Origin of the sequence: Achromobacter deleyi (assembly GCF_902859705.1) — a bacterium.
GTDB lineage: Bacteria > Pseudomonadota > Gammaproteobacteria > Burkholderiales > Burkholderiaceae_B > Achromobacter > Achromobacter deleyi.
In genome coordinates this window covers 45,349-70,870 of the sequence record NZ_CADIJO010000007.1, presented here as the reverse complement: position 1 = coordinate 70,870, position 25,522 = coordinate 45,349, and the positions used below count along the sequence as shown (strand labels likewise).

Sequence of the window (25,522 nt, the reverse complement as noted above, 5' to 3'; positions counted from 1 at the left end):
ACCGAAAGCACCAGGCCCTCCACCTGTCTTTTTCGTGAGACAGGCGGAGAGTCTTGCCATCCCCGCAAGAGTGATTGACGCGGGCCATCCGCCCTTCGGGCAGGGCCTGCGCCGCAGCTAACCACTCCTTCGGATCAAGCAATTACGCCAGCGCGTACTGGGAGACGTTGCGGTTGGTGGCCGGGTTGAACACCAGCGTCGCCACCTTCACGACTTCGGCGTTCACCAGCTCATTCAGGCGGGCCGTCACAGAGCTATGGCGCATGTCCAGCAGCGTGGCGAGTTCATCCTTGATGAGCGGACCAACATCGCGCAGGGCCTCTACGATGCGCGCCTGCTGGGTCTGGGCTGCACCGCTGGAGCGAATCGCCGCCAGGGAGTCGCTGCGGGTGCTCATTGCTTCACCTCCAGCGTGCGGCGGACCGTGACGGTCTGAACGACGGACACTTCCACGATTTCGTACTCGCGGCCGGTGGCCCCGTTGGCGCGGAGATACTCTGCGGCGGATTCAGCGGTGTCGAATTTGGAGGACAGGGCCCGCGCGTCCGCAGTGCGACGGAAGCGGAACTCCTTCGGGGCGGGCGGCTCCTGGACCAGCTCGAAGTAGTCCTCCTTGTAGCCCCAAGGAATGTCATCCGAGTACACGTGGCCTTCCAACGCCAGGGAGTACCGGCTGCGGTAGCCTGCAACTGTGTACACCTCGCCAACTGTGGCGGGGCCGTAGTCCTCGACCAGGCGGCGCACCTTATCGCCCTTCTTGAACTTGGCCATTACAGCGAACCTCCGATGCGGCGGGCTTCTTCGCGGGATGCCATCCCGATGCAGCTTGCGACGGTGCGGGCCTTGTGCGCGGCGCCCTTCGCTTCCTGCTCCAGAACGCGGGCGGTGTTGGTCACGGCCTGCGCGGCTTCGTGGCGGGCCGTCGCACGTTTCGCGCTGCGGTCTGCGGCCTTCACCGTGGAGTTCAGCGCCTTGCAGTGCAGGCGGATACCGAACGAGTGGATAGCGCGGGTGGCGCGGGCAATGGTCTTGGTAAGGGACATCTACATGCTCCTGTGATTGCGGTGCCTATCGCACCGGTTGTGCCGTTGTGGCGGGTACTGCGGGTTAAGCGACGAGGATGTCGCCGGGTTCGTCGTAGGGTTCCGTGCTGGCCTTGCCGTTGGCGTAGCGGGTCACGGTGTTGCCGGTCGCGGGGTTCAGCAGAACGAGCTGGCAATGCGGCTTGGCTTCCGGGATGTAAGCGATGAACTTCACCGGGCAGCCGGAGCGGAACTTCAGCGGGTATCCGGACTGCGCCAGGGCAAGGTCAAAGCCCTGCCCAGCCTGCGGCAAAGCCTCGAAACGGAAAGTCCCGAATTCGCCAGAGACTCCCGCCAGCTTGCAGCTGCCCATGTCCACATGTTCGACGGTGTAGATGCGGCCGCGAGCGAGGAGCTGGCCGGACGCGGAGGCGACTTCGCAGCGCACCTTGTCACCGGACTTGAACCTTGCCGTCACAGCGAGGTGCCCTGCTCCGCCCAAAACCGGGCGATGTAGCGCTGCGCGATGCGGAACTGTCGCGCCGACGCACCGCGCAGACTGCGCTGGTGGCGCGGGTGTGCCAGGTTGCGCACCGGCACGCGGTTGATTTGCTTGCGGCACTCCTCCGCCAGGACCAAGCGCAAGGCCTGGGATTCAACGACGGGCGGCTGGGTGCCGTCCTGCTTGTGCTTGGCTGCGCCAACTGCGTAAGCCAGGGAGAATGCGGTGATTGCGGTTTTCTTCATTGAGTCTCAGAGGTAAGAACGGCGAAGGAAGTGCTGAACGACCCGGGCAGCGCCGGGGTACTCGTTACGGGAAAGGTCAAGCAGCCGGGCATGGGCAAGGCGTTTGCCCTCTTGCAGTCCGTCTTGCTTGCCGCGTTCGTAGCCTGCGGCGTATGCCGCGTGGTGGCGGCGTTGCATGAGCAGGCGCAGCAGAAGCCTCACCACGGCATCGGCTCCTGAAACAGGTCCAGAAACTTCTGCCACCACGGGCGGCGGTGCTGGGCGAGCGCGTCCGTGAGCTTCTTCAGGTGGGCACGCTTGCGCATGTTTGCGTCCATGCTGAACTGGAGCTGGTCCAGGTACTCCTCGGTCATGGCCGCTGCGTCGTCCAGCTCTGCGCTCAGCGCCGCGTTCTCGCGCTTCAGCGCGTCCCGCTCATGTTTGAGCGCCGATACTTCAGCAGCGAGCCGGTTGATGGTCAGGGATTCGGCGGAGCGCAGCACGCCCGCCAGCGCCCGGTTAAGGGGTTGGTTCATGGCCTTCCTCAATTAAAAAGGGACTCAAGCTGCTGAAGCTGGGCCTTCTGCTTCAGCGTGATGCGCTTGCGTCGGTGCGCCGCCTGGGTGCAATGCGCCGCGATAACGCGGCCCTCTTTGTCGCGGGTGTACGTCACATATGTGCTGCCGTCCGGCGACACTTCGTCGGGGAGAATGCCCATCAGTGCTCCGCGCTCGCCTTGTACGACACGGGGTCGGTAATGATGAGCTGGTCCGTGCTCGGGCAATACATCACGTTCTCGCCGTGCAGATCGAAGCGCGCCATACCGGCGAAGAAATTGCGGATGTCTCGGGCGGTGGCGTACTGGGCGGGACTGAGGTGCTTTGGCGCGTCCTTGTTGCCCCACGCGATGACACGTTGGAAGCCATCCAATTCGTGGAAGACGTCCCGAGGCGCGGCCCTGACGGGTACGTACTTGTTCATGACCGTGACGTATCCAGCGGTGCGCCGAGTCATGAAGTGGATAACCGGAACGGCGGCCCTACCCTGGTTGGCGCGGCACCACGCTGCGTAGGCAGCGCCGCTGTCCTCTTTCTTGAAACCGAGTTTGAACGCCAGTCCGGGCTGTGTCTTGTGCTGGAACACGGCAGAGAAATAGCCGTAGCCCAGGAGCGTGAAGCCCGCCGCCGTGGCACGTTTAAGGAACTCATCCCAGCCGTCTGCGTCGGACGGGTAGTGGTGCGGGTCCGCTCGGTAGCTGCCCACGGCCTTGTACAGCGCGTTGATAACGGCGGCGTACGGCGATGCCTCGCGCTGTTCTACTGCGCGGGTGTGGGCCTTCTGGTCCCAGCGCGGGCGAAGGTTGAATGCGGGTGTTTGTTTGGGGAGTTGAGGGATAGCGCCAGCGCACAAAGCCGGTGTGCGTGGCGCTCCCTGGATTTGATGGAGGCTCATGCTTCGTACCCCGTGGCACGGGCGAAGGCAGAGCGCATCTGATTGGTGCTGATGGCGTACGCCGAACGGCGAGACAACAGCGATTTGACGAACGCGCCCACGTTGCGGACGCGTTGGGATTGATGGCGTTGATTCGATTTCATAAAAACCTCGGTATGTGTCGGCGTCGTACTACCGCCAGTTGGAAAGCTAGGTACTGCGTAAATCGGGTGCTGCTGTGTAGAGCGTTACTGCGTATTGCTGGAATTCTTGCGGGCGGAATTTCGTACCCGCCGCAGCCATAACATGGCGTTGGCCCCGCTGGTGCTACGTTTGAACTGGGGGCCGATTTCCCCATCCCGGTCCCGTGCGTCGGCGCGGGCTTTCGTTTGCTTGTATACGCTCATTTGTCTTGGTGATGGGCAGCACAAAATCGGCAGGTCGCAGGATGCGAGCCGCCGAAATAGCGCAAGTCTTAGGGAATCCCTCCGCAGAGCCGCCGAGGGTGTTTGATCTATGCCGAAGGTGGCCGGGATAAGCCAGTGTTGCTACTGGCCTATGACTGACACCCTCGACAGGTACTAGTCACGCGTCAGAACTGGCCGCGTGGTGATAACTGCAAAGATGTCCGCCTGTTCCACGCCTCTAGCGGGTTGGGAGCCTATCCAGGCCTGTATCCGCTTCGCCGTGGTGGGTGAGACTTCTTCGTTGGTGACGATGAAGCCACCGCCGGGTATGTAGGCGGCAACCGGTGTTTCATAGCTGAATAACAGGCGCGTCCCGTCGCGGTACTCCAGTACAACTGGGTCCCGTCCGTTCGGCTTTACCGGTATGAGTTTCATGCTATGGGTCCTTATTGGCGCATTCGCGCCGGGTGGCTGGGTGACAGGGTGAGAGCTGCCGACCCGTGTTTACTAACCGCCGCAAGGCGGGCCAAGAAATCCGACCTAGCCGCCCGTAAGCGGCTGGGGCTGATTCCCTGCGGGTGAAGCATAGCGCGTGAGCCGCGCCGCGCCTATTCGCCCTGGCGCGCAGCCTCCTCCATCTTGGCGTGGGCGTCCGCGAGGAGCTTTTGCGCCTGTCTGAGCGCCTTGCGGGCACCGCTCAGATTAGTCGACGCAAACTCTGCCTCCTCCATCTTCTCGCCGTTCGGATAGCGGCTGTTCTGGTAACCCTCCAGCGCCTTTTCTTCGGCTGCAATCAGCGGCTTCAAGTCTTTCGCCATCTCTTCCGCCACCCGCGCCGCCCAATCCACGCGGCCGCTCATTTCTCGTATCGCCTTACGGCGCTTTTTGTCCATGCTGTCGTCTTCCATTAAGGCGGGTCACCGGCCCCGCCCCCTGCCGACCAGCGGTTACCCGCCGGATAAGAAACTTTCGGCCCGCTCTACGAGAAACCGCCGCCGCAACGCGTCTCCGGCTAATAGCGGGGCTGCGGGGTGGCGCTGGGCATACTCCAGGGCGGCGGCCAGATCGGCGAGCAAGTCCCATGCGTCCAGAATGCGCGGTATCTCGTCGCAAAGCTCTTGGACAGCGGCCAAAACCACGGGGTCTTGTATGGATACGTCACGCCCTAACAGGTCGGCAACGGCGGCGGCTTCTTTCATTGCTTGCTCCTATTGAGCGCGGGTGGGCGGCTCTTACAGGCCAGTTAGGGCGGCGGGCGATTCTCCGCCCACCCTCCGGTCATTTAATCGGAGGCTGGTTTACACCCAGCGCCGCGCAGTGAAACGCAGGCGCGGGAACAGCTCCGCAACATGGGCGCGGGCTTCCTCCACGCTTTCATGGTCGAAGGTCACGGTATGCCACCCACGCCCCAGCTCAGCCCAACACACAGCCCGCCCGTGCATCACATCGAACAGGCCTTGCGCGTTGGCTTCGCCTTGAAGTTTGATGGTCACTCGCATGGTCACATCTCCACCATGGCGGCGCGGATCGTGGTGACGCTGTAGGGCGCACCGTCCGGGGTGTGAGTGACTCCCAGGGATTCCAACTCTTCCAGCACCATTTCGGCGGCACGCTTCTTGTCGTTTCGCGCTTGCCGAACCGCCCGGCGGGCCATGTCATACAAGCCTTGATCGTTGTTGATCCACAGGGATACGTTCCAGTGGTTCCAGTTCTTATGACCGTTGAACTGCTTGCTCATGGCGGCCTCTCCTAACGAGTGTGGGCGTGCGGTCCCGTACTGCGACCGGTTAATGTGCGCGGATGCGCGGCTGAAGCTGGCACGCTATGCGCGCCGCTGTACTACAGATGAGATAGGCGTACTGAATCCTGGACGCAATGCGCCTATCACACGGCCCTCTATGGCGAAGGCCAAGCTATCCCCCTGGTTTGACCAGGGCGCAACGCTATAGGGCGTGGAAGTCCCTATAGGTCCCTGCCGGAGCTATCCGGCTATTTCGTGTGCGGTGGGCACGAACGGGTACTCACGCTGCGCGGTTTGTACAGGCGTACAGAGGCCGGCGCTGGGCGCTTTCACGATGCGGATTGTTAAAGAGCGGGTACTGCTGGTACTGCGTGTTTTGTGGGAAGTTCCTAACGCCTAATCAGGCGTGGGCGCTTGCACAAGGTCCGGGTTGTTTGCCCTGGCACCCTGCAACACAGCTTCATATTGCTAAGAGCCTTTCGCTCCGCGTAATCGTCTGTATTGCGACTATCAACAGCTCGCAGGCCTCAATTTCTACTTACTGCCCTGAGGGCTAGGTGTTCGTCTGTTCGTACTGCGATGGGATGGAACTTTACAGATGGTTTGTTCTGTTGTCAAGCACTTTCTGCTTGGCTGTTCCATTCCTATGCATTATCGCCCGGTTTCCCGGCCGCCCTGCATTGATTCGACATATTAGGGAACGTTTCGTGTCTTGTCAAGAGGAAAATTCCGTGGACCGTTTCTCTATCTTCCCACCATGGAATCTATAATACTGGATATTTATACAGTATCAATGGCTATGCGACATCCACCACGTCCCGAGGGCGGTTGCTGGACCTGCGAACACTTCTATGGGGAGACAAGCGCGGGCGGTACGCATACCGTCTGTCGCCGGGATGGGGAAGGCCAGCGGCCTATGGTGTGGGCGTTCCCTGATGAGGGATGCGCGCACTGGATGCGTGCTACTGGCGGAGATGACGAAATACACCTGACCGCTGATCGTTGGCCGATCGACACGGCAGTATTCCCGCTACGCCCACTCGTCTTGACGCGGAAACGTCCGTGATACAGTCAGCCGGGACTTCTAGAGGGCTGTATGGGACTGTTTGCACGGCTGTTCGTCGGGATGCGTATCAGCGATGCTTCCGCCACGGTGGCAGGGCTTCTTGTGCGTCATTGGTCCGCTGAATTCCCTGGGAATCCCCGGGACCTCGCCGGGCAGCTCGTTAGCTCAGTCTGTGGGTCTGATCCGTCATTAGTCAGCGGGGATATGCCATTGCCTAGTCGCCATGGTTTGGCTGCTACCGCCCTGGCTGCTGGGCTGGGTTCATCCAGTGCCTTCCCTTCGCTAGAGTGGCAGGTAGTCCCCATCCGTTCTGCCCTGCGTGATCTGCTGGGTAGTCCTGCTGCCCTCTCACCATCCAAGGCCGTGGATTCCCTGCTATTCCTCAAGGCGTCGTCTGTGCTGTCTGCTGGGTAGTCTGTCTGCCTATCCTGTGGCCTGTGTCTGCTGGGTTCTCAGGGATTCTGTGGTGTCTGGCATCCTTCGGGTGCATCAACAGATGAAGGCTATGCATCTTGTCTAAATGGGTACTGAATCAACCCAGACCCAGCCCGGAGCACTCCCGGGAATTCCAGTGTGAACACGCCCACGAAGCACGATAAAGATGGGAGCGCGCATGCACACGCCTGCAATCCCGCAATTCCAGATCAAGTTCCGCCAAGCCAAGCCATGGGCAATACGCCGTGACTTCCTAATGACCCTGCGACGCCCGTAGCGGCCCTACAGCGCATCCGCTAAACCCACCCTAGGCATACCCTGCCGGCACCATGACAACAGGCATGGATAGCCCAGCGTCACCCAGCCACAAGCCGCGCCATTCCTGGGGCTATGTCAGGGCGTGATCGGTGAGTGCAATGTGTGAGTGCAAGTATGCCCCTGCGGCTTGCCGTGGCGGCCTGTGAGCGCTCCGCAGCGCGGCGGGATGGGTTGGCCTGGGCGGGACTCCCCGGGCGCTGCGCGGCCGATTTCCTGAGGCTTCAGCGGGACCCCACCACGGGGGAAATCCGGGCGGGCGCGGGAGGTGCTACCCCTGTGGAAAATCGCAGCGAAATTTGGCCCGGAGCGCTTGGATGTGCCGGGGTTGGCGAGTGCAAACCCGAGTGCACTCAGGTGGGCGAGTGCAAATCCACAACGGGGCTTACAAAATAATTATCCCGATATAACCCGTTGAATTCACTGGGTTTACTGGCGCGGCAGGAGGGGCTCGAACCCCCGACCCCGGGCTTAGAAGGCCCGTGCTCTATCCAGCTGAGCTACTGCCGCGCGGTGTGTATACGCCCGGAACCGGTCCGGGCGCAGCATTTTACCCTGTTGCGGGATACCGCGGGGGCATGGGGCCATGCCGCGCCGCGGACCGGGGGGTTCCGCGGCATTGCCAATCGTTATTCCTCGCCGATATCCGCGTGCGTGGACACCCACAGCACCAGGGCATCTTTCTTGCTCAGGCTGATGACCCGGTGGCCCATGCGGCTGTCGATGTAGAAGCTTTCGCCGGCTTTCAGGCGGGCCGGTTCATAGAATTCGGTGTAGAGCTCGACCTCGCCTTCCAGCACGTAGACGAATTCTTCGCCGTGGTGGCGGCTCCAGTCCTGGAATTCGTCGAACTTGCGGGCCTTGACCCGGGTGTGGAAGGGCATCATGCGCTTGTGCGACAGCGCGGTGCAGAGCAGGCGGTGGTCGTAGTACGGGGTTTCGTACTGGCGCCCTTCGCCCTGGCGGGACAGGCTGCGGCGGCCGGTGCCCATGTGGGCATCCGACGCGGTGAACAGTTCGGCCACGTCCAGGTCCAGGCCGGCGGCGATCTTGATCAGGTTGTCATAGGTGGGCGACAGCAGGCTGTTCTCGATTTTCGAGAGCGTGGACGCGGACACGCCGGTGGCTTGCGCCGCCTGCTTCAGTGTCCAATCCCGCGCCTGGCGCAGGGCTCGCAGCCGTTGTGCCAACACGCTCTGTTTGTTGCCTTGCATCTGTACACCCTGTCATGCACGCGACTGCCGCTCCCGCCACCAATCGCGCGCCTGGTAAGACCAATATGTGAGTTGCACCGCCGCCGTGCCGAAGGCGCCGCCGTTCCAGGCCAGCCCGAACGGGGCGAACAGCTGGTAGCGCTGGCTGTCGCCGGTGATTGCCTCGGCCACGACCCGCCCGCCGATGGAGGTGGTGTTCATGCCGTGTCCGCCGAAAGCCGTGCAATACCAGACCTCGGGGGCCAGCTTGCCGATCTGCGGCATCAGATGCCGCGCGTAGGCCATGCGCCCGGACCACGCGGTCTCGACCCGCAGCCCCTGTAATTGGGGGTAGACGGAGAGCAATTCGCGGCGCAGGGACTCGGCCAGATCGGGCGGATCATCGACACGGGTGGTGATTCTACTGCCCCAGCCGATGCGCCCGCCATCGAGCACCCGGTAATAGTTGCCGGCGCGGCGGTCATCGCCGATGGCGGCCGACGTGCGGATGGCCTCGTGCACCCGGTCGCCCAGCGGCTCGGTCAGCATGATGTAGGTGGCGATCGGCAGCATGGCCCGGCGCAAGGCGGGCACGGCGTTGCCGGTGTAGCCGCCGGTGGCCAGGACCACGGTGCGCGCGTTCACCTGGCCGGCGGCGGTCTGCAACTGCTTGACCGGGCCGTCCAGCCGCGCCTGGGTCACCGGGGAATCTTCATGGATCGTCACGCCCAGCCGCACGCATTCCCGGGCCAGGGCGCGGGCGTAGTTCAGCGGATGGAAGTGAAACGAGGCCAGGTCTTCGATGCCCTGGAAGTACGCATCGGACACCAGCCGTTCACGCACGTCGGCACGCGACAGCAGGCGCACGTCGCGGCCGAAGTCGCGCCACTGGTCGTCGCAGTAACGCCGCAGCGCATCGGTGGCCTCGTAGCGCACCACGCGCAGGCGGCCGTCGACCTTGTGGGCATCGGTGATGTGCAGGGCGCGGATGTTGTCGCGGATGATCTCGACGCCTTCCATGGACAGCCGGTACAGCTGGCGGTAGTGGTCTTCGTCCACGTGCTTGCGGATGGCGTCCGCGCCGGCCGAGAACGCCGGCGAGACCGAGCCGCCGTTGCGACCCGACGCGCCCCAGGCAATGCGGCGGCCTTCCAACAGCGTCACATTGCGGCCGCGGCGGGCCAGCTCCAGCGCCGTGGACAAGCCGGCCAGCCCGCCGCCCACCACGCAGATGTCGGCGTCGGCCGCGCCGGCCAACGGCGCGTAATAGGTCTGCGCATCGCCCAGGGTGCGCTTGTAGTAGGTATCGATGTACTCGGTGGCCATGGTCTGGGGTCAGTGCAGTCCGGCGCCCTGCAGCCCGCCGGTCAGGCGTTTTTCCAGCCAGTTGGCCAGGCGCAGCAGCGGGTAGCAGTAGAGAAAATAGATGGCGGCGATCATGCCGTAGATGAACAGCGATTTCGCCGGGAAGGTGATGATGAACACTTCGCCCTGGCGGGTCAGTTCGGTAATGCCGACGACCGACAGGATGGCGGTGCTTTTGATCAGCATGACGTAGACGCCGCTCATGGGTTGCACGATCAGGCGCATGGCCTGCGGCAGCACTACCAGCCGCAGGATCTGCAAGGGGCGCAGGCCCAGCGTCATGGCGCCTTCGGTCTGTCCGCGCGGCACCGACTGGATCGCGCCCATGACGATCTCGGCCACATAGCACGACGTATAGACCGACAGCGAAACAAAAGCCGCCGTGCCCGAATCCCAATGCAGCAGTTCGATGCCGGAACTGGGCAGCACGAAATAGAAGATGTACAGCTGCACCAGGAACGGCGTGCCGCGCAGCACGTGGATGTACAGCCCCAGCAGCTGATGCACGCCACGGATGCGGTAGCTGCGGATGACGCCGATCACGAAACCCAGCAGCGAGCCCGCGATGATCGCCACGAACGAGATCTTCAGCGTTTCCCAGAAGCCCTTGAGCAGGAACGGCAGGACGACGCCGGCGGTGGACAGGTAGGAATCCAGCATGCTTACCTCGCGTTCCAGGCGGGACCCGCCAGCCAGAGGCTCACGCCTCGCGACAACAGCAGCATCACGCCGTAGATCAGCAGATAGCCGGCGGCGATGGTGAGGAAACTTTCGTTGGGCACGATGCGGTCGCTGTTCATCTGCACGCCGGCCGCCACCAGTTCGAACACGGTGATCAGCGACAGAAGCGAGGTGTCCTTGATGAGCACGGCCGTCTGCCCCAACAGCGGCGGCAGCGTATTGACGAAGGCCTGCGGCAGCACCACGTAGCGCAACCGTTGGTGATAGTTCATGCCGCAGGCCTTGGCGCCTTCGATCTGGCCGCGCGGCACGGATTCGATGCCGACACGGATGATTTCGCTCATGTAGGCGGCGTGGTGCAGTGTCATGGCAAGAATGCCCAGCACCATTTCGCTCCAGCCCTTGGCGCCGGGGATCAGCATGGGCACGGCGTAATACACCAGGTAGATCTGCACCAGCAGCGGGGTCGAGCGGATGAACTGCACATAACCCGCCACCGGCCGCCAGACCGCGGCGCGCGGTGACATGTGCGCCAGCGCCAGCGGGATGCCGGCCAGCACCGACAGCACCAGGCTGGCGCCCGCCGCGATCAGGGTGTTGGCCAGGCCGGTGGCGAACTGGCCGGTGTACTGGCTGACGATGCGCCAGTTGTAGTAGTCGATCAACCAATCCATGAGCAATAGCCTGTCAACACGGGGAGAACCTGGCGCCAGGCCTCAAAGGCCTGGCGCGGCGGCAGCCTGACGGCGCAAGCGGATCAGTGCTCTTTCTTCCAGTCCGTCGAATACCAGTACTTGACCTGCTCGGGCAGCGTGTTGTCGGCGGTCTTGAGGGTCTGCCAGTTGTCGAGCCAGAACTTCAGGCGAAAGGCGTTGGGGCCCACGGCAAAGGCCAACGGTTCGCGCACCATGATGCCGTCCAGCACCCGCAGGTTGCCGAAGTCGACCAGGAACTGGTTGGCGGTGGACAGCGACATGATGCCGGCGTCCAGACGGCCGCTGGACAGGGCCTGGCCGACCGGCGCGCTGCCGCCCGAGAATTCCTTCAGCGTGGCCTTGGGCAGCATCTTCTTGCCGACTTCGGCATAAGTGCTGGCGCCCAGCACGCCGACGGTCACGCCGGCCTTGTCCAGTTCGCTGTACGACTTGTAGGGCGAATCCTTGGGCACCACGGCGACGGTGTCGGCGTAGAACATGGGCGCCGAGAACAGCACCTGGGCCGCACGCTGCGGGGTGGGCGTCATGTCGGCGGCCACCATGTCGGCCTTGCCCGACAAGAGCGCCGGGATCAGGCCCTTCCATTCGTAGTCTTGCAGCACCAGCTTCACGCCCAGGTCGTCGGCCATGCGCTGGGCCACTTCCACCGCCAGGCCGGTGCGCTTGCCGCTCTTGTCCATGAAGCTCATCAGCGGACCCGAGGTCTGCACCGCCACCCGCAGCTCGCCGCGCTTGATGATGTCTCCCAGCTCGTCGGCCTGGGCCGGCAGCGCCACCGAAGCGGCCGCCACGGCAAGGCCCGCGGCTCCCAGCCATTGTTTGATTTTCAGCATTTGCTTCCCCTTCAAGATAAGAATGGACGTGTGTCGTTCCGGGCAAACGCCTGATGCCGGCGGCGCCCGGAGAGGCCGGGCCGGCCCTGGATACCCCCAGGCGCCCGCGCCAGAAGTGCCGCCGGGGCCTGGTTGCTGCCTGTACTGCGTACTGCTCGATGCGTACTGCGGGAACTACAGGATCTTTTCCAGGAAAGCGCGGGTGCGCGGTTCTTTGGGATGGCAGAAAACCTCGTCGGGCGTGCCGGATTCGATGATGCGGCCGGCATCCATGAACAGGGCGCGGTCGCCCACGTCGCGGGCAAAGCCCATTTCGTGGGTGACGACTGCCATGGTCATGCCGTCGCGCGCCAGCGCCCGCATCAGTTCAAGAATGCCGCCGACGGTTTCGGGGTCGAGCGCCGAGGTGGCTTCGTCGAACAGCATCAGCTTGGGGTCCATGGCCAGGGCGCGGGCGATCGCCACGCGCTGCTGCTGGCCGCCGGACAACTGGCTGGGGTAGCGGGCGCCGTATTCGGCCATGCCGACGCGGTCGAGCAATTCGCGGGCATAGCCTTCGGCCTGTGCGCGGTCGCGGCCGCGCACCACGCGCTGCGGCAGCGCCACGTTGTCCAGTGCGGTGCGGTGCTGGAACAGGTTGAAGTGCTGGAACACCATGCCCACGTTGGTGCGCCAGCGGTTGACGTCAGTGGCCGGGTCGGTCAGCGACACGCCATCGACCTGAATGGTGCCGCTGTCGATGCGCTCCAGCCCGTTCAGGGTACGCAGGAACGTGCTCTTGCCCGAGCCCGACGGCCCCACCACCACCAGCACCTCGCCGCGGTTCAGCTGGCAATCGATGCCCGCCAGCGCCAGGTGGTCCGGCTGGCCGTCGCGCTGGTAGGTCTTGGTGACCCCCTGCACTTGCAGCAAAGGTTCTGACACGAGCATCGCCTTCAAAAAAGGTTTCGCATTTCGCGCTGGAGTTTCGTATAGTAAATTTATTTCCAGAATCGCCACTTAGGCATAACCCTTAAGCGAAGGCATTCCTTCGCAGGCAATCTCCAAGGAACCGGTATGGACACTCCCCAAGACATCCTGCGCGCGCTCGGCTTGAACCCTGACGCCCTGAGCGGCGGCACGCTGGTCGCCCGCAGCCCGATCGACGGCGCCGAACTGGCCCGGGTGCACGAGCACACCGTGGCGCAGGCGCACGCGGCCATCACGCGCGCCCGCCAGGCCAGCCTGGCCTGGCGCGACGTGCCGGCGCCGCGCCGGGGGGAACTGCTGCGCCTGTTGGGCGACACGCTGCGCCAGCACAAGCGCGAACTGGGCCAGCTGGTCAGCCTGGAAGCCGGCAAGATCCTGGCCGAGGGCGAAGGCGAGGTCCAGGAAATGATCGACATCTGCGACTTCGCGGTCGGCCTGTCGCGCCAGCTTTACGGCCTGACCATCGCGTCCGAGCGCCCCGGCCACCGCATGATGGAAACCTGGCATCCGCTGGGCGTGGTGGGCGTCATCAGCGCGTTCAACTTCCCGGTGGCCGTGTGGTCGTGGAACGCCGCGCTGGCGCTGGTCTGCGGCAATGCCGTCGTCTGGAAGCCGTCTGAAAAGACGCCGCTGACGGCGCTGGCCTGCCAGGCGCTGTTCGCCCAGGCCGCGCAGCGCTTCGGCGACGCGCCGGCCGGGCTGTCGGAAGTGCTGATCGGCGGCCGTGAAGTCGGCGAAGCGCTGGTCGACTCGCACGCCGTGGCGCTGGTGTCGGCCACCGGCTCGACCCGCATGGGCCGCCAGGTCGGCCCGCGCGTGGCGCAGCGCTTTGGCCGCGTGCTGCTGGAACTGGGCGGCAACAACGCCATCATCGTCGGCCCCACCGCCGACCTGGACATGGCCGCGCGCGGCATCGTGTTCGGCGCCATCGGCACGGCCGGCCAGCGCTGCACCACCACGCGCCGCCTGATCGTGCACGAAAGCGTCGCCAATGATCTCTTGCAACGCCTGCACAAGGCCTACGCCAGCGCGCCCATCGGCAACCCGCTGGATGGCAAGAACCTGGTGGGTCCGCTGATCGACCAGGCCTCGTTCGACGCCATGCAGGCCTCGCTCAAGGCGGCCGCCGAACAAGGTGGCAAGGTCACCGGCGGCGAACGCGTGCTGGCCGACCAGTACCCGGACGCCTGGTACGTGCGCCCTGCCATCGCCGAGATGCCGGGCCAGACCGACGTGGTCTGCCACGAGACCTTCGCGCCCATCCTGTACGTAATGCGCTACACCGACTTCAACCAGGCGCTGGCATTGCAGAACGGCGTGCCGCAAGGCCTGTCGTCGGCTATCTTCACCAACGACCTGCGCGAAGCCGAGACCTTCCTGTCGGCCTCGGGGTCGGACTGCGGCATTGCCAACGTCAACATCGGCACGTCGGGCGCCGAGATCGGCGGCGCATTCGGCGGTGAAAAGGAAACCGGCGGCGGCCGCGAGTCGGGCTCGGACGCCTGGCGCAACTACATGCGCCGCGCCACCAACACCATCAACTACTCGCGCAACCTGCCGCTGGCCCAGGGCATCAAGTTCGGCGAGTAAGCCCGCACGCAAGGGGCCAGGCCCCGTGGCATTGTCATTGTCGACAATGCCGCGGGGCCTTTTGACGTGGGTTATGTTGCACCCCCTACATACGATTAGCCTGACTTACAAAATGTTGCCCGGGTCGATGCTACATTTCTTCGTCACAAATCGAACCCGCCTCCCATGACGACACGCCGACGCTTCGCCCCTTCCCTGCGCATCCTGACTGCCGCCCTGGCGCTGGGCCTGGCCGGCTCCGCCGTTGCCGGCGTGTCGTACCGCCTGGACCGGCCGTCCGCTGCGCCCGGCGACACCGTCACCATCGAAGCGGTGTATTTCAACGAAGGCAACGCGCGCGCCACCTGGGAAGCGCCGCCCGAACTGGTGCTGCAATGGCGCAGCCAGGACGGCCAGATCGTGCGCAGCCTGGCCAAGCTGCAAGGCGGCAAGGCCAACTACAGCGTGCCGGTCAACAATTTCGCCCGCATGTCCTGGAGCGCGGTCGTGCCCGCCACCGCCCGCGGCCTGCAGGCCATTGCCATCGAAGGCCAGCCGGCCATGATGGCGCTGGACGCCACCGGCCGCGACAGCGGCACCGTCGCCAGCACGCCCGCGCCCGGCCCCGTGGTCGATGCCCGCACCGGCCAGCCCGTGCCGCCGGCCGTGGTGGCCGCGGCCGGCGCATCGCCCGAAGGCGGTCCGGCGCCAGACACCGTTGCCGTTTCGACCTACCAGCAATCGGCGTTCGATCATTTCCGCAGCGCGATTTCGGAATACAAGCCGGTGTACTTCGACATCGGCACCCGCGGCCAGACCACCGCGCGTTTCCAGATCAGCGCCAAGTACCGGTTGTTCAGCCCGTCCGGCAACCGCCCGGCCACCTGGGGCGAGAATTTCTACCTGGGCTACACCCAGACCTCGCTGTGGGATCTGCAGGGCGATTCCATGCCCTTCATCGACACCACCTTCAACCCCAGCCTGTTCTGGCTGTCGGACAACATGTGGCAGTCGGAAAACCAGGCCTGGCGCCTGGGGCTGAACACCGGCGTCGAACACAATTCCAACGGCAAGGCCGGCGAAGATTCGCGTTCGGTCAACAACGCCTACATCCAGCCGCAGTTCAACTACCGCTTCGACGGCGGCAGCACGCTGACGTTCGCCCCCAAGGTCAAAGCCTACTTCGGCGTGGCCAGCGAAAACTCGGACTACGCCGACTACGCCGGCCGGGTCGACTGGAACCTGCGCTGGGCGCAGGACAACGGCGCCGTGGTGTCGGCGATGTACCGCCAGGGCGACCAGCGCCGCCGCACCACCCAGCTGGACTTCGCCTGGCCGCTGCAGCGCACCTGGCTGAACATGAACGGCTACCTGCACCTGCAGTACTTCAACGGCTACGGCGAAACGCTGCTGGGCTACAACCAGCGCAACGAATCGCAGTTCCGTATCGGCTTGTCGCTGGTGCCGTAGGCCTGACGCGGGCGCAGGCGCTGGCCGGGCGCCCTAGCGCCCCCAGCGCAGCACCAGCGGGTCCAGCCGCCGCGCCACGTCCAGCAGGCCCTGGCGCACTTCCGGCCGCATGGCCGCAAACGGATGGCGCGGCGCGTCGCAGTCGATGATGCCGCCCGCTTTCATCAACGCCTTGGCGGTCAGGATGCCGCCCTGGCGATTCTCGTAGTTGATCAGCGGCAGCCAGCGCTCGTACAGGCGGTAGGCCTCGTCGGCACGGCGGTCGCGGTGGGCCTGGATGATCGGGCGAATGCCGTCGGCAAAGCCGCCGCCCGTCATCGAGCCCGTCGCGCCCGCGTCCAGGTCGGGCAGCAGCGTGATGGCCTCTTCGCCATCCCACGGCCCTTCCACTGCCGCGCCGCCCAGCGCGATCAGGTCGCGCAGCTTGCTGGCCGCGCCGGCGGTTTCGATCTTGAAGTACGACACCTGTTCGATCTCGCGCGCCATGCGCGCCAGCAGCGCAGCCGGCAACGGCGTACCGCTGACCGGCGCATCCTGGATCATGATGGGAATGTCCAGCGCGTCCGAGACCTGCTGGAAGAACCCCACCACCTGCTCGTCGGACACGCGGATCGTGGCGCCGTGATACGGCGGCATGACCATCACCATGGCCGCGCCCTGGTCCTGCGCGCGGCGGCTGCGGGCCGCGCAGACGCGGGTGCCGTAATGCGTGGTCGTCACGATGACCGGCACGCGTGTGGCCACGTGCTCGAGCAATGTGCGCGTAAGCGTCTCGCGTTCGTCGTCCGACAGCGAGAACTGCTCGGAAAAGTTGGCCAGAATGCACAGGCCATCCACGCCCGAGTCGATCATGAAATCCACCGCGCGCTTCTGGCCGGGCAGGTCCAGTTCGCCGGATTCGGTGAAGATGGTGGGCACCACCGGGAAGATGCCGCGATAGCGCGGCGCCCGGCCAGGCGCGGCGGATATCGATGCCGCCGTCGTTGTCGTCGTCATGGCGCTTACTCGATGATGTTGAAGTCTTTCAGGTGTTCGGTCTTGAGCGTCAGGCCCAGGCCCGGCTTGTTGTCATCCAGGTCGATGTAGCCTTCGCGGGCCACCGGTTCGCCATCGAAGATGTAGTAGAACAATTCATTGCCCACTTCCACATCGAACATGGGGAAGTATTCGCTCATGGGCGAGGCCAGCGTGCTCATCGTCAGGTGATAGTTGTGCATCTGGCCGGCATGCGGAATCACCGGCACGCTGTAGGCCTCGCACAGTGCATTGATCTTGTGCGCCGCAGTGATGCCGCCCACCCGGTTGGTGTCGTACTGCACCACCGACACGGCCTTGCGGTCCAGCAGCTGCTTGAAGCCGTACAACGAAAATTCGTGTTCGCCGCCCGAGATGGGAATGGACGTCAGCTGGTTCAGTTCGGCGTAGCCGTCGATGTCATCGGCAATGACCGGTTCTTCCAGCCAGCGCGGTTCGAACTTTTCCAGCTTGGGCAGCATGCGCTTGGCGTATTCGAGGTTCCAGCCCATATAGCATTCCAGCATCAGGTCGGTGTCGTAGCCGATCACCTCGCGCACCGCCTCGACCGATTTCAGGTTTTCGGACACGCCGTGCTGCAAGTGCGCCGGGCCGTAGCCAAAGCGCATCTTGAAGGCCTTGAAGCCTTGGTCCAGATAGGTCTGCGCCTCTTCCTGCATGGCCTTCAGGTCGCCGCGGTACAGCTTGGAGTAATAGACCGGAATCTTCTCTTTGGTGCGTCCGCCCAGCAGCTTGAAGACCGGCTTGTTCACCGACTTTCCCAGGATGTCCCAGATGGCCAGGTCCACGCCCGAGATCGCCGCCATCGTCACGCCCTTGCGGCCCCAGGCATGGGTGGCGCGGTACATGCGCTGCCACAGGTATTCGTAGTCCCAGGGATCGTGGCCCACCACCAGCGGCGCCAGGTACTGGTCGATGATGGCCTTGGCAATGCGCGGCGCCAGCGCCACGTTGCCCAGCCCGACGATGCCGTCATCGGTCTCGACTTCGACCACCGTCCAGCCATGAAAGCGGAAGGTACTCATGGTTTCCTGCGGCGAATACAGCAGGTCCATCGCGTTGGAGCAGAAGTTGCCTTGCGGCGGCACGGTCTTGCCGGTCCATTCGTAGACGCGCGCACGGACGGATTTGATCTTCATGGGAGGTTCCTGCGTAAGGGGTCGAACGAGTCGGAAAACGAAAAAAGCGGGAAGGCGGCCGGCAGCGTCAAGCCGCGGCAGTGCGCGCGGCGCGATGAGACAGGCCCATGCGGCAGGCGATACGAAACGCCTGCCAGGTGGCCTCGACATTGGCGCGCCCCTGGCCCGCGATGTCGTAGGCCGTGCCGTGAGCCGGCGTGGTGATCGGAATGGGCAGCCCGCCCTGCACCGTCACCCCGCGCGAAAAGCCCAGCAGCTTGATCGCGATCTGGCCCTGGTCGTGGTACATCGTGACAATGGCCTGGAACTCACCGGCCTGCGCCTTCAGGAAGATCGTGTCGGCCGGAAACGGCCCCTGCACCGGCAGCCCTTCCTGGTTCAGCTGGCGCACGGCCGGGGCAATGATGTCCACCTCTTCGCGCCCGCATGTGCCGCCGTCGCCGCCATGCGGATTGAAGGCCGCCACCGCCACGCGCGGCTCGGCCACGCCATTGGCCTGCAACGACTGATAGATCAACCGGGTCGCGGCCTTGATGCCGTCGATGCTCAGGGCCGCCGCCGCATCCTTCAGCGGAATGTGCGACGACACGCGCGACGTCCACAGGTCGCCCAGCGTATTGAATTCGCAGAAGTAGCCCGTCACGCCCAGGTACTGCGCAAAGTGGTGCAGCTCGTCGTCGTGGCGCAGGCCGCCCTGCTTCATCGCGAACTTGTTCAGCGGCGCAAAGCAGATGGCGTCGATGTGGCCATCGCGCGCCGCGTCCATGCAGGCGTTCAGCACGCGCAGCACCGACGCACCGCCGGCCGCCTGGGCCTGGCCGACGGTCACGTCCTGCTGGCGCACCGTGTCCATCGCCAGCCAGGCGGGCGCGGCGGTGTCCGGCCGCGCGCGCACCGCCTCGATGCTGTCCACCGCCTGCGTGGCCACCTGCACGCCGGCCACCCGCTGGCCTTCACGCCACAGCCATTCGTCGCCCACCAACACGATGTTGGCCTGCTGCGTCGCATCGGGCCGCGCCAACAGGCGCGCGATCAGTTCGGGGCCGATGCCGGCGGGGTCGCCCAGCGTCAGGGCGATGACGGGTTTGATATCGGGATTCATGCTGCGGTTCATTCCACGGAAATATGGTTCTTCTTGATGATGCCGGCGTAGCGCTGGTTCTCGGCCTGGTGGAACTGCGCAAACTGCGCCTGGCTCATCGGGTTGATATCGGCGCCGATCGCCTGCAGGCGGGCCTGCGTGTCGGGCAACGCCAGGATGCTGTTGACGGCGTCGTGCACCCGCTGCTGCACGGCGGCCGGCGTCGCGCTGGGCATGTAGATGCCGTACCAGGCGCTCATTTCGACGCCGGGCACACCCGCCTCGGCCATCGTCGGCACGTCCGGCAACTGCGGATTGCGCTTGGCGCTCAGCACTGCCAGCGCGCGCACCTTGCCGCTCTTGACGTGCGGAATCACCGACGACGCCGTTTCGAACGCAATCTGCACCTGGCCGCCCATCAGGTCCACCATGGCCGGGCCGCTGCCGCGATACGGAATGTGCGTCATCTGCACCCCCGTCGCGTCCTTGAACAGTTCCGCGGCGATGTGCTGCGTGCTGCCCGAACCGCTGCTGGCGAAGTTGTATTCGCCCGGCTTGCGCTTGAGCAGCGCGATCAGTTCCTGCACCGACTGCGCCGGCACCGCGTTGTTCACCACCAGGATGTTGGGCACCGCGCCCACGAACACCACCGGCGTCAGGTCGCGGTCGTTGTCGTAGCCCAGCTTGAGCAGATGCGGCGCAATCGCGTGCGCCGTCGACACGCCCATCACCATCGTGTGGTTGTCGGCCGACTTGGCAGCCAGGTCCGCCGCCAGCGTGTTGGACGCGCCCGGCTTGTTCTCGACCACCACCGTCTGCTTGAGCATCGGCCCCAGCTTGTCCGCCACCGCACGGGCCATTGCATCGGTGCCGCCGCCGGGCGCCGAGCCCACCAGCAGGCGCAGCGGCCGCGTCGGCCAGTCGGCGCTCTGGGCGTACGTGGGCATTGCGGCGGACAGGCACAAGGCACCCGCCGCCAAAGCGGCGCATAGCCGAATCTTCATGGTTGTCTCCTTGGGGGTTTATCGCCCGTGACGGGCTTTGTTATGGGTGCATCTTAGAAACAAGCGCTGTTTCCGTAAAATGAAACTTTTGCACCAACCGTTCACCCCAGGCGATCAATCATGGAACGCGTTCCCAACGTCCCCGCCCTGCTGGCCCGCTTGCGCATGCGACAGATCGTGCTGCTCCTGGCCATTGAAGAACGCGGCACCCTGCGCGCCGCCGCCGCCCAGCTCAACATGACCCAGTCCGCCGCCAGCAAGATGCTGCACGAGCTGGAACTGGCTATCGGCCAACCGCTGTTCGAACGCGTCGGCCGCGGGCTGGCCCTGACGGCCGCGGGAGATTGCGTGATGGGCTACTTTCGCGGCCTGCGCGGCACGGTGTCGTCCCTGGCCCGCGAACTGGAAGAATTGCGCCTGGGCAGCGCCGGCAAGCTGTTCATCGGCAGCATCATGGCCGCCTCGCCCGGCCACCTGACCGACGCCCTGCTGCGCCTGAAACAGACCTACCCCCTGCTGGCGGTAGAGATATCCACCGGCACCAGCGACCTGCTGATCCAGCGCCTGAACGAAGGCAAGCTGGATGTCGTCATCGGGCGGATGCTGACGCTGTCAGAGCGCCACTACGTCTTTCGCCCCATCGGCGACGAAGCCCTGTGCGTCATCGCCGCCACCGGCCACCCGCTGGCCCGCCGCAAACGCGTGACCTTCGACGCCCTGCAGGCCTACCCCTGGATTCTGCAACCGCACGGCAGCCCCATGCGCGACGTCATGGAACAGGAATTCCGCAGCCACAACGCCACCCTGCCCAAAGGCCTGATCGAATCCGCCTCGATCCTGACCACCACCAACCTCGCCATCAAATCCGACATGCTGGGCGTCATCCCCGAATCCGTCGCCAGCCGCTACGCGCGCCATGGCCTGCTGGCGATTATTCCGTATCAGATTCAGCAGTCGCTGACGGCGTTCGGCAGCATCGTTCCCAAGGATCGGCCATTGAGCACGGCGGCCAAGCACTTCGTGGAATTGCTGCACGGGGCGGCATAGAAGGGAGTTGGCGTCTATGCGCCCTGCGCGTCTGGCGCTTGGGGCGGGGTCAACAAGGCCTCGATCGGTGCGCAGTCATTGATACGGAACACCACTTCCAGGTCGTGCCGGTGATCGCCCTGCCATCCCAACGCGCAATCTCGCAGTACCTGCAGGTAGGTCTGCAGGTCTTCCCGACGAATGTTCGGCAGGCGCTGGTGGACCAGCACGATCTTGGGGCAAGGCACCCAAGCCAGGTCCCTGAGACCGGCCGCAAGCATGTCCCAATTGCATCGCAAGTATTTTGGAAACCAAAGCAGGAAGTACAGCGACTTCATCAAGTCTTTCGTGGTTTCTATTTTCGGATCGACCCGCACGCAAAACGCTTCCGCCGCGTCATAGGACGGCATCCGCTCGACAAACCTGAATGGCAGCATATTGGATTCCTGTAATTGAGAGGCCTTGGCGCTACCTGCCTATAGTGCCGCACCTGGCGCCGTATCGCGCCGCCTCACAGGAAAATCGGACCAATCCTGCAACCTGGGGGTCTTGATTCATCTTCAGATGATGTCTATCCGGGAATGCGCGGCGTCCGAACTGCCAGGCGCCGCCCTCGATATAGAAATGAGATCGCTGGATGAACTGCCGTTCGGGCCTGGTCTTGGGCGCGGGTAGCTGGAATGCTGTCTCGCATGCCACCGTACCGGTGTATTCATCGATCTCGCAATCATCGCTGATCGATAAGACCTTCACACCAGTGGCCATGAATTCGATTTCTCCATCCGCCCCGCGTTTGTCCAATTTCGCTTGCGCAAACTGACGTGCCGCGGCCTGTGCCTGTGCAGCGGTTGGCCCCAGCCGACGTTTGGCCTTGCCATCTTCAAACTGGGCAGGGGACTCTTCCCATTGCGTCCCTTGCCATTGCACTGAAAGCATGGTGTAGAAATTCCGTGACCGTCCACCATCGACCAGCGCGACGCAAGTAAGGGCGGGACCTTGCCTGCCGACACAGCCAACTATTTTTTTCACCGTCATCATCGATCGGCGCAAGGCGTCTTTACGGGCCTGTATATCGTTCACATCGAAAGTCTGCTTGGCGAATTGGGTCTGGACGAAACGCTGCAGCACGTCTTCAAGTTCAGATACTGTGGGCTGCACGGGTGCGGCGATGGCCGGCGCACCGAAGGCCACTGCTACGCACAACAAGAGCCGACGACTACAACTGGCGGTGAGATACATGCGGATCCTCTGGAGTTTCTGGAAGCAGGCCCGCCCGCGGACCAGACGGCGCCTCGCGTCACGCCGCTCGTAGCCCGCCTGGCGGCCTACGAAGCCACAACGCGACGAGCTTCAGCACGCTTTAACGTCAGTACGGCTCGACGATGGAATGCCACTGCTGACCATCGAACATATCCACGTATTCGGAACTGGCAACAACCAGCACCCCATCACGGGCATCAATGTGCCCTGACAGCACCACCATGTTGTCCCCGTTCATCGGCACTTGCAGCGCCTGCCCATCCCACACCCGAAGCTGATAGTCCGAACTCAACCACAGCTTGTCCTGAAACCACACCGACTCGTTCCACAGGATCGTGGAGCCGCCCCTGGCCACCTTCTGCCAGCTGTGCTCACGCCCCATCCACAGGCTGCAACCTTCCCCACCGATGTAGACATTGCCATCCGGCGCGCACGTCACCGTGCTGAGCTGTTCGTCGGAGGGAAACCGACATTGCGACCAGCAGTCGCCGTCGTAGCGCCACACGTCGCCCCGGCCGCCTACGGCGTAAAAGTCGGTGTCGCTGAAGGCATCGATATCCCTGAAGCCATAGGCAGTGCTGCCGTTGTCCTCTAGCAACCCTTTGTCGAGTTTTACCCACTGTCCCATATCTATACGCTTATAAACCTGTTGGCATAAGCCAACAGCATAGGCATATCCATCAATGCACCTCAACTTGGTGCCGGGCCAAGTGCTTTCGTCGATGTACTCCATCGGCCACGGGCCGCCAGAACCCATTACCCAAACCGCACCTTTTTCGGAGTTGGACGACAACAAGCCTTGTTCGAGGGGAAAGATAGCTACACCCACTTTAGGCTTGTTGAAGCCTGCCAATTCTGTATAGGCGTAAGGCGCTTTTGGATCATCAAGAAACAATGCAATCAGTTGACTTGGAATTTCGCTATCCCACATCGAGGAAGCCCGTTCCTCAGGGATATCCTGACGAGCACACAAATACAGAATATGGTTGTTTCTGACCGCACACCCCGTAATCAACCAACCCTTGAATCTTTCCGCCCATACGTCTTCTGAGATGTAGGCCATCGCGCCTCCTTTGGTCTGAATCGATCGAGCGCTCGACTACGTGATCTCCATCCAAAACTCGGCGGCACCGGCAGCAGCAGCAGCAGCAGCAGCAGCCCGAATGCCTGCACCCACCAGACGGCACACCCACGGAAGTTTGAACAGACGCGCCTGCTCGACCAAAAATTGCTGGCCTAGCCTACGCAATTCCGACAGAACAGAGCATTGGAACTTTCTGATTTTTGACCGCCCGCGCAGCCGGCCTGGGGCGGGACCCGCAAACCTCGCCCACCACGCCGACCTGACGACGCCTCGCATCACTCCGCTCGTAGCCCGTCTGGCGGCGGCTCTCGGTGTCGAGCAACCTCGATGCGCCCGAGGGAATCTGAAGGCAGTTGCCGAAGGCGACAACGAAGATGACGAGGGGGGGGGGCCGCCGAGGCAGTCCGGAGCGAAGGCTCCGGACCGCAATCGCGGGCGCTCGACACCGAGAGCCGCCGCCAGACGGGCGGCCTACCAAGCCAAAACGCGACGAGCTTCAGCACGCTTTAACGTCAGTACGGCTCGACGATGGAATGCCACTGCTGACCATCGAACATATCCACGTAACGCGACCTGGCAACAACCAGCACCCCATCACGGGCATCAATGTGCCCTGACAGCACCACCTTGTTGTCCCCGTCCATCGGCAGTTGCAGCGCCTGGCCATCCCACACCCGAAGCTGATAGTCCGAACTCAACCACAGCTTGTCCTGAAACCACACCGACTCGTTCCACAAGATCGTGGAACCGCCCCTGGCCACTTTCTGCCAACTGTGCTCACGCCCCATCCACAGGCTGCAACCTTCCCCACCGATATAGACATTGCCATCCGGCGCGCACGTCACCGTGCTGAGCTGTTCGTCGGAGGGAAACCGACATTGCGACCAGCTGTCGCCGTCGTAGCGCCACACGTCGCCGCAGCCGCCTACGGCGTAGAAGTCGGTGTCGCTGAAGGCATCGATATCATCAAACCCTTTGTCAGTGCCTCCGTTAAATTCTGGCAGCCCTTTATCGAGTTTGATCCATTTACCCATATCGCAGCGCTTGTAAACATGCCTGTGTACTCCGACTGCATAGGCATACCCATAAATGCAACTCAGCTTCGTGCCGGGCCAAGTGCTTTCGTCGATGTACTCCATCGGCCACGGGCCGCCTGAGCCCATTGCTGAAACGGCTCCCTTTTCAGAGTCGGAGGAAACTAACCCTTGTTCCCGGGGAAAGAGCGCAACCCCCACTTTCGGCTTGTTAAACCCAGTCAATCCTTCATGAGCATACGGATCATCTATATCGTCGAGAAACAATGCAATATGTCGCGTCGGGATCTGGCTGTCCCACATTGAGGATGCTTGCTCATCAGGAATATCCTGACGGGCGCACAGATACACAATGCGACTATTTCTGACCGCACACCCCGTAATCATCCAACCCTTGAATCTTTCCGCCCATACGTCTTTTGAGATGTAGGCCATCGCGCCTCCTTTGGTCTGAATCGATCGAGCGCTCGACTACGTGATCTCCATCCAAAACTCGGCGGCACCGGCAGCAGCAGCAGCAGCAGCAGCCCGAATGCCTGCACCCATCAGACGGCACACCCACGGAAGTTTGAACAGACGCGCCTGCTCGACCAAAAATTGCTGGCCTAGCCTACGCAATTCCGACAGAAAAGAGCATTGGAACTTTCTGATTTTTGACCGCCCGCGCAGCCGGCCTGGGGTGGGCCCCGCAAACCTCGCCCACCACGCCGACCTGACGACGCCTCGCGTCACACCGCTCGTAGCCCGTCTGGCGGCGGCTCTCGGTGTCGAGCAACCTCGATGCGCCCGAGGGAATCTGAAGGGAAGGCCGAAGGCCTGGACGAAGATGACAACGGGGAAGTCCGGAGCGAAGGCTCCGGACCGCAATCGTGGGCGCTCGACACCGAGAGCCGCCGCCAGACGGGCGGCCTACGAAGCCA

At 63.6% G+C, this 25,522-nt stretch carries 31 protein-coding genes and 1 tRNA gene; 4 read left to right on the top strand and 28 right to left on the bottom strand.

Going from position 1 to position 25,522, the window contains the following annotated elements:
* Positions 1 to 142 precede the first annotated feature (142 nt).
* The 5 genes from HV798_RS12405 to HV798_RS12385 all read right to left on the bottom strand — a co-directional run bounded on the left by HV798_RS12405 (position 143) and on the right by HV798_RS12385 (position 1,769).
* Positions 143 to 397 (bottom strand): helix-turn-helix domain-containing protein, encoded by a 255-nt coding sequence (locus HV798_RS12405; RefSeq protein WP_175216427.1) that lies wholly within the window; start codon positions 395 to 397, stop codon positions 143 to 145.
* Positions 394 to 771, bottom strand: coding sequence for a hypothetical protein (locus HV798_RS12400; RefSeq protein ID WP_175216426.1), 378 nt, complete (start codon positions 769 to 771; stop codon positions 394 to 396). The genes HV798_RS12405 and HV798_RS12400 overlap by 4 nt, the downstream gene beginning before the upstream one ends.
* On the bottom strand, positions 771 to 1,043 hold the full coding sequence (locus HV798_RS12395; RefSeq protein WP_175216425.1) for a hypothetical protein: 273 nt from the start codon (positions 1,041 to 1,043) through the stop codon (positions 771 to 773). Before HV798_RS12395 ends, HV798_RS12400 begins: the two co-directional genes overlap by 1 nt.
* A gap of 64 nt (positions 1,044 to 1,107) precedes the next feature.
* Positions 1,108 to 1,500 (bottom strand): hypothetical protein, encoded by a 393-nt coding sequence (locus tag HV798_RS31705; RefSeq protein WP_246288734.1) that lies wholly within the window; start codon positions 1,498 to 1,500, stop codon positions 1,108 to 1,110.
* Positions 1,497 to 1,769, bottom strand: coding sequence for a hypothetical protein (locus HV798_RS12385; protein WP_175216424.1), 273 nt, complete (start codon positions 1,767 to 1,769; stop codon positions 1,497 to 1,499). The genes HV798_RS31705 and HV798_RS12385 overlap by 4 nt, the downstream gene beginning before the upstream one ends.
* A 30-nt stretch (positions 1,770 to 1,799) precedes the next feature.
* Between HV798_RS12385 and HV798_RS12380 the strand changes: the two genes are divergently transcribed.
* Positions 1,800 to 1,988 carry a hypothetical protein gene (locus HV798_RS12380; RefSeq protein ID WP_175216423.1) on the top strand — a complete coding sequence of 63 codons (189 nt, stop codon included), beginning with the start codon at positions 1,800 to 1,802 and terminating at the stop codon, positions 1,986 to 1,988.
* Here HV798_RS12380 and HV798_RS12375 read toward each other — a convergent pair.
* The 15 genes from HV798_RS12375 to HV798_RS12305 form a co-directional block, all read right to left on the bottom strand.
* Positions 1,967 to 2,284, bottom strand: a complete 318-nt coding sequence (locus HV798_RS12375) for a hypothetical protein (RefSeq protein ID WP_175216422.1) — start codon at positions 2,282 to 2,284, stop codon at positions 1,967 to 1,969. The genes HV798_RS12380 and HV798_RS12375 overlap by 22 nt on opposite strands.
* An 8-nt stretch (positions 2,285 to 2,292) precedes the next feature.
* Positions 2,293 to 2,466 carry a hypothetical protein gene (locus HV798_RS12370; protein ID WP_175216421.1) on the bottom strand — a complete coding sequence of 58 codons (174 nt, stop codon included), beginning with the start codon at positions 2,464 to 2,466 and terminating at the stop codon, positions 2,293 to 2,295.
* Positions 2,466 to 3,200, bottom strand: coding sequence for a hypothetical protein (locus tag HV798_RS12365; protein ID WP_175216420.1), 735 nt, complete (start codon positions 3,198 to 3,200; stop codon positions 2,466 to 2,468). The genes HV798_RS12370 and HV798_RS12365 overlap by 1 nt, the downstream gene beginning before the upstream one ends.
* A 560-nt stretch (positions 3,201 to 3,760) precedes the next feature.
* The gene (locus HV798_RS12360) at positions 3,761 to 4,021 is read right to left on the bottom strand and encodes a DUF8033 domain-containing protein (protein WP_175216419.1); all 261 of its coding nucleotides are present in this window, start codon (positions 4,019 to 4,021) and stop codon (positions 3,761 to 3,763) included.
* 173 nt (positions 4,022 to 4,194) lie between these two features.
* On the bottom strand, positions 4,195 to 4,494 hold the full coding sequence (locus HV798_RS12355) for a hypothetical protein (protein ID WP_175216418.1): 300 nt from the start codon (positions 4,492 to 4,494) through the stop codon (positions 4,195 to 4,197).
* 39 nt (positions 4,495 to 4,533) lie between these two features.
* Positions 4,534 to 4,785, bottom strand: a complete 252-nt coding sequence (locus HV798_RS12350; protein ID WP_175216417.1) for a hypothetical protein — start codon at positions 4,783 to 4,785, stop codon at positions 4,534 to 4,536.
* Positions 4,786 to 4,884: 99 nt separating this feature from the next.
* Positions 4,885 to 5,085, bottom strand: coding sequence for a hypothetical protein (locus tag HV798_RS12345; protein ID WP_175216416.1), 201 nt, complete (start codon positions 5,083 to 5,085; stop codon positions 4,885 to 4,887).
* 2 nt (positions 5,086 to 5,087) lie between these two features.
* Positions 5,088 to 5,324, bottom strand: a complete 237-nt coding sequence (locus HV798_RS12340; RefSeq protein ID WP_175216415.1) for a DUF7249 family protein — start codon at positions 5,322 to 5,324, stop codon at positions 5,088 to 5,090.
* Positions 5,325 to 7,576: 2,252 nt separating this feature from the next.
* A tRNA-Arg gene (locus HV798_RS12335) sits at positions 7,577 to 7,653 on the bottom strand.
* A 119-nt stretch (positions 7,654 to 7,772) separates the two neighbouring features.
* Positions 7,773 to 8,357: a helix-turn-helix domain-containing protein gene (locus HV798_RS12330; RefSeq protein ID WP_025137803.1), complete on the bottom strand. Its 585-nt coding sequence runs from the start codon at positions 8,355 to 8,357 to the stop codon at positions 7,773 to 7,775.
* A 12-nt stretch (positions 8,358 to 8,369) separates the two neighbouring features.
* Positions 8,370 to 9,662 carry an NAD(P)/FAD-dependent oxidoreductase gene (locus HV798_RS12325; RefSeq protein WP_175192825.1) on the bottom strand — a complete coding sequence of 431 codons (1,293 nt, stop codon included), beginning with the start codon at positions 9,660 to 9,662 and terminating at the stop codon, positions 8,370 to 8,372.
* A gap of 9 nt (positions 9,663 to 9,671) precedes the next feature.
* Entirely contained in the window at positions 9,672 to 10,361 is a 690-nt protein-coding gene (locus HV798_RS12320) for an amino acid ABC transporter permease (RefSeq protein WP_025137805.1), read from the bottom strand.
* Positions 10,362 to 10,363: 2 nt separating this feature from the next.
* Positions 10,364 to 11,056 (bottom strand): amino acid ABC transporter permease, encoded by a 693-nt coding sequence (locus tag HV798_RS12315; RefSeq protein ID WP_175192826.1) that lies wholly within the window; start codon positions 11,054 to 11,056, stop codon positions 10,364 to 10,366.
* Between the two features lie 83 nt (positions 11,057 to 11,139).
* Positions 11,140 to 11,931 carry an ABC transporter substrate-binding protein gene (locus HV798_RS12310; RefSeq protein ID WP_025137807.1) on the bottom strand — a complete coding sequence of 264 codons (792 nt, stop codon included), beginning with the start codon at positions 11,929 to 11,931 and terminating at the stop codon, positions 11,140 to 11,142.
* A 174-nt stretch (positions 11,932 to 12,105) separates the two neighbouring features.
* On the bottom strand, positions 12,106 to 12,861 hold the full coding sequence (locus tag HV798_RS12305) for an amino acid ABC transporter ATP-binding protein (RefSeq protein ID WP_175192827.1): 756 nt from the start codon (positions 12,859 to 12,861) through the stop codon (positions 12,106 to 12,108).
* Between the two features lie 126 nt (positions 12,862 to 12,987).
* Between HV798_RS12305 and amaB the strand changes: the two genes are divergently transcribed.
* Positions 12,988 to 14,490 carry an L-piperidine-6-carboxylate dehydrogenase gene (gene amaB, locus HV798_RS12300; RefSeq protein WP_175192828.1) on the top strand — a complete coding sequence of 501 codons (1,503 nt, stop codon included), beginning with the start codon at positions 12,988 to 12,990 and terminating at the stop codon, positions 14,488 to 14,490.
* Between the two features lie 165 nt (positions 14,491 to 14,655).
* Positions 14,656 to 15,939 (top strand): phospholipase A, encoded by a 1,284-nt coding sequence (locus tag HV798_RS12295; protein WP_175192829.1) that lies wholly within the window; start codon positions 14,656 to 14,658, stop codon positions 15,937 to 15,939.
* Between the two features lie 33 nt (positions 15,940 to 15,972).
* On the opposite strand, the gene HV798_RS12290 is transcribed toward HV798_RS12295, so the two are convergent.
* The 4 genes from HV798_RS12290 to HV798_RS12275 all read right to left on the bottom strand — a co-directional run bounded on the left by HV798_RS12290 (position 15,973) and on the right by HV798_RS12275 (position 20,198).
* Complete coding sequence (locus HV798_RS12290; protein WP_175192830.1) at positions 15,973 to 16,935, bottom strand: dihydrodipicolinate synthase family protein; 963 nt, start codon at positions 16,933 to 16,935, stop codon at positions 15,973 to 15,975.
* Between the two features lie 5 nt (positions 16,936 to 16,940).
* Complete coding sequence (locus tag HV798_RS12285) at positions 16,941 to 18,113, bottom strand: L-rhamnonate dehydratase (protein ID WP_175192831.1); 1,173 nt, start codon at positions 18,111 to 18,113, stop codon at positions 16,941 to 16,943.
* 67 nt (positions 18,114 to 18,180) lie between these two features.
* A complete protein-coding gene (locus HV798_RS12280; RefSeq protein WP_175192832.1) occupies positions 18,181 to 19,215 on the bottom strand; it encodes a 4-hydroxythreonine-4-phosphate dehydrogenase PdxA in 1,035 nt (344 codons plus the stop codon).
* A gap of 8 nt (positions 19,216 to 19,223) precedes the next feature.
* Positions 19,224 to 20,198, bottom strand: a complete 975-nt coding sequence (locus tag HV798_RS12275) for a Bug family tripartite tricarboxylate transporter substrate binding protein (RefSeq protein WP_175192833.1) — start codon at positions 20,196 to 20,198, stop codon at positions 19,224 to 19,226.
* 120 nt (positions 20,199 to 20,318) lie between these two features.
* Between HV798_RS12275 and HV798_RS12270 the strand changes: the two genes are divergently transcribed.
* The gene (locus HV798_RS12270; RefSeq protein ID WP_175192834.1) at positions 20,319 to 21,245 is read left to right on the top strand and encodes a LysR family transcriptional regulator; all 927 of its coding nucleotides are present in this window, start codon (positions 20,319 to 20,321) and stop codon (positions 21,243 to 21,245) included.
* Positions 21,246 to 21,259: 14 nt separating this feature from the next.
* Here HV798_RS12270 and HV798_RS12265 read toward each other — a convergent pair whose 3' ends face one another.
* The 4 genes from HV798_RS12265 to HV798_RS12250 form a co-directional block, all read right to left on the bottom strand.
* On the bottom strand, positions 21,260 to 21,661 hold the full coding sequence (locus tag HV798_RS12265) for a barstar family protein (RefSeq protein WP_175192835.1): 402 nt from the start codon (positions 21,659 to 21,661) through the stop codon (positions 21,260 to 21,262).
* Positions 21,662 to 21,692: 31 nt separating this feature from the next.
* A complete protein-coding gene (locus HV798_RS12260; protein ID WP_175192836.1) occupies positions 21,693 to 22,463 on the bottom strand; it encodes a hypothetical protein in 771 nt (256 codons plus the stop codon).
* A gap of 127 nt (positions 22,464 to 22,590) precedes the next feature.
* Positions 22,591 to 23,547 carry a hypothetical protein gene (locus HV798_RS12255; RefSeq protein ID WP_175192837.1) on the bottom strand — a complete coding sequence of 319 codons (957 nt, stop codon included), beginning with the start codon at positions 23,545 to 23,547 and terminating at the stop codon, positions 22,591 to 22,593.
* A gap of 533 nt (positions 23,548 to 24,080) precedes the next feature.
* Entirely contained in the window at positions 24,081 to 25,037 is a 957-nt protein-coding gene (locus tag HV798_RS12250) for a hypothetical protein (protein WP_175216414.1), read from the bottom strand.
* Between the last annotated feature and the right edge of the window lie 485 nt (positions 25,038 to 25,522).

What these genes read in the sequence shown, in the direction of transcription:
- HV798_RS12405 (WP_175216427.1), bottom strand. Translation starts at nt 397, where the DNA reads ATGAGCACCCGCAGCGACTCCCTGGCGGCGATTCGCTCCAGCGGTGCA.
- HV798_RS12400 (WP_175216426.1), bottom strand. Translation starts at nt 771, where the DNA reads ATGGCCAAGTTCAAGAAGGGCGATAAGGTGCGCCGCCTGGTCGAGGAC.
- HV798_RS12395 (WP_175216425.1), bottom strand. Translation starts at nt 1,043, where the DNA reads ATGTCCCTTACCAAGACCATTGCCCGCGCCACCCGCGCTATCCACTCG.
- HV798_RS12385 (WP_175216424.1), bottom strand. Translation starts at nt 1,769, where the DNA reads ATGAAGAAAACCGCAATCACCGCATTCTCCCTGGCTTACGCAGTTGGC.
- HV798_RS12375 (WP_175216422.1), bottom strand. Translation starts at nt 2,284, where the DNA reads ATGAACCAACCCCTTAACCGGGCGCTGGCGGGCGTGCTGCGCTCCGCC.
- HV798_RS12370 (WP_175216421.1), bottom strand. Translation starts at nt 2,466, where the DNA reads ATGGGCATTCTCCCCGACGAAGTGTCGCCGGACGGCAGCACATATGTG.
- HV798_RS12365 (WP_175216420.1), bottom strand. Translation starts at nt 3,200, where the DNA reads ATGAGCCTCCATCAAATCCAGGGAGCGCCACGCACACCGGCTTTGTGC.
- HV798_RS12360 (WP_175216419.1), bottom strand. Translation starts at nt 4,021, where the DNA reads ATGAAACTCATACCGGTAAAGCCGAACGGACGGGACCCAGTTGTACTG.
- HV798_RS12355 (WP_175216418.1), bottom strand. Translation starts at nt 4,494, where the DNA reads ATGGAAGACGACAGCATGGACAAAAAGCGCCGTAAGGCGATACGAGAA.
- HV798_RS12350 (WP_175216417.1), bottom strand. Translation starts at nt 4,785, where the DNA reads ATGAAAGAAGCCGCCGCCGTTGCCGACCTGTTAGGGCGTGACGTATCC.
- HV798_RS12345 (WP_175216416.1), bottom strand. Translation starts at nt 5,085, where the DNA reads ATGCGAGTGACCATCAAACTTCAAGGCGAAGCCAACGCGCAAGGCCTG.
- HV798_RS12340 (WP_175216415.1), bottom strand. Translation starts at nt 5,324, where the DNA reads ATGAGCAAGCAGTTCAACGGTCATAAGAACTGGAACCACTGGAACGTA.
- HV798_RS12330 (WP_025137803.1), bottom strand. Translation starts at nt 8,357, where the DNA reads ATGCAAGGCAACAAACAGAGCGTGTTGGCACAACGGCTGCGAGCCCTG.
- HV798_RS12325 (WP_175192825.1), bottom strand. Translation starts at nt 9,662, where the DNA reads ATGGCCACCGAGTACATCGATACCTACTACAAGCGCACCCTGGGCGAT.
- HV798_RS12320 (WP_025137805.1), bottom strand. Translation starts at nt 10,361, where the DNA reads ATGCTGGATTCCTACCTGTCCACCGCCGGCGTCGTCCTGCCGTTCCTG.
- HV798_RS12315 (WP_175192826.1), bottom strand. Translation starts at nt 11,056, where the DNA reads ATGGATTGGTTGATCGACTACTACAACTGGCGCATCGTCAGCCAGTAC.
- HV798_RS12310 (WP_025137807.1), bottom strand. Translation starts at nt 11,931, where the DNA reads ATGCTGAAAATCAAACAATGGCTGGGAGCCGCGGGCCTTGCCGTGGCG.
- HV798_RS12305 (WP_175192827.1), bottom strand. Translation starts at nt 12,861, where the DNA reads ATGCTCGTGTCAGAACCTTTGCTGCAAGTGCAGGGGGTCACCAAGACC.
- amaB (WP_175192828.1), top strand. Translation starts at nt 12,988, where the DNA reads ATGGACACTCCCCAAGACATCCTGCGCGCGCTCGGCTTGAACCCTGAC.
- HV798_RS12295 (WP_175192829.1), top strand. Translation starts at nt 14,656, where the DNA reads ATGACGACACGCCGACGCTTCGCCCCTTCCCTGCGCATCCTGACTGCC.
- HV798_RS12290 (WP_175192830.1), bottom strand. Translation starts at nt 16,935, where the DNA reads ATGACGACGACAACGACGGCGGCATCGATATCCGCCGCGCCTGGCCGG.
- HV798_RS12285 (WP_175192831.1), bottom strand. Translation starts at nt 18,113, where the DNA reads ATGAAGATCAAATCCGTCCGTGCGCGCGTCTACGAATGGACCGGCAAG.
- HV798_RS12280 (WP_175192832.1), bottom strand. Translation starts at nt 19,215, where the DNA reads ATGAATCCCGATATCAAACCCGTCATCGCCCTGACGCTGGGCGACCCC.
- HV798_RS12275 (WP_175192833.1), bottom strand. Translation starts at nt 20,198, where the DNA reads ATGAAGATTCGGCTATGCGCCGCTTTGGCGGCGGGTGCCTTGTGCCTG.
- HV798_RS12270 (WP_175192834.1), top strand. Translation starts at nt 20,319, where the DNA reads ATGGAACGCGTTCCCAACGTCCCCGCCCTGCTGGCCCGCTTGCGCATG.
- HV798_RS12265 (WP_175192835.1), bottom strand. Translation starts at nt 21,661, where the DNA reads ATGCTGCCATTCAGGTTTGTCGAGCGGATGCCGTCCTATGACGCGGCG.
- HV798_RS12260 (WP_175192836.1), bottom strand. Translation starts at nt 22,463, where the DNA reads ATGTATCTCACCGCCAGTTGTAGTCGTCGGCTCTTGTTGTGCGTAGCA.
- HV798_RS12255 (WP_175192837.1), bottom strand. Translation starts at nt 23,547, where the DNA reads ATGGCCTACATCTCAGAAGACGTATGGGCGGAAAGATTCAAGGGTTGG.
- HV798_RS12250 (WP_175216414.1), bottom strand. Translation starts at nt 25,037, where the DNA reads ATGGCCTACATCTCAAAAGACGTATGGGCGGAAAGATTCAAGGGTTGG.